Genomic DNA, 846 nt, shown 5'->3' on the forward strand with positions numbered 1-846 from the left:
AGATTTACGCAGAAAGGAGACTAAAAGAATCTGTGGTAATCGTTGTAATCAGCGGGAGAAAAAACAAGTAATTTATGGAAGAAAAAACAGAAAATGAATTATCCTATATAATCAGAGGAGGGATTTTTAAAGTTTATAATGAATTAGGTCCAGGTTTATTAGAATCTGTATATGAAAGCGTTTTAATGTATGAATTAGAAAAGCAAGGATTATCTGTAAAACGACAAGTAGCATTACCTATATTTTATGATGGTATAGAATTAGAAATTGGTTACCGATTAGATTTATTAGTGAATAATAAAGTAATAATAGAAATTAAATCAGTAGAAATTTTAGCGAAAGTTCATCATAAACAAGTTTTAACATATTTAAAGCTTTCAGAAATAAAACTAGGCATTTTAGTGAACTTCAATGTTGATGATATAACAAAAGGGATTTTCAGAAAAGTAAACGGGTTATAAAATAGTTTCCCACGGATTTCTCAGATTTACGCAGAAATGAGACTAAAAGAATCTGTGGTAATCGTTGAAAACTACGGGAGAAAAAATAAGTAATTTATGGAAGGAAATACAGGAAATGAATTATCCTATATAATCAGAGGAGGGATTTTTAAAGTCTATATAGTAAACTTCAATTTTGCGAGTATAATAAAAGGGATTTTTAGAAAAGTAAACGGGTTATAAAGTAGTTTCCCGCGGATTTCTCAGATTTACGCAGAAAGGAGACTAAAAGAATCTGTGGTAATCGTTGTAATCAGCGGGAGAAAAAACAAGTAATTTATGGAAGAAAAAACAGAAAATGAATTATCCTATATAATCAGAGGAGGGATTTTTAAAGTTTATAATG

At 29.2% G+C, this 846-nt stretch carries 1 protein-coding gene; it reads left to right on the forward strand.

Annotation, left to right across the window (positions count from 1 at the left end; translation table 11 throughout):
- Window positions 1–74: 74 nt before the first annotated feature.
- Window positions 75–461, forward strand: coding sequence for a GxxExxY protein (locus tag ACVCXO_RS03680; RefSeq protein WP_452228244.1), 387 nt, complete (start codon window positions 75–77; stop codon window positions 459–461).
- Window positions 462–846 lie beyond the last annotated feature (385 nt).

This window comes from Lacinutrix sp. MEBiC02404 (assembly GCF_053601575.1).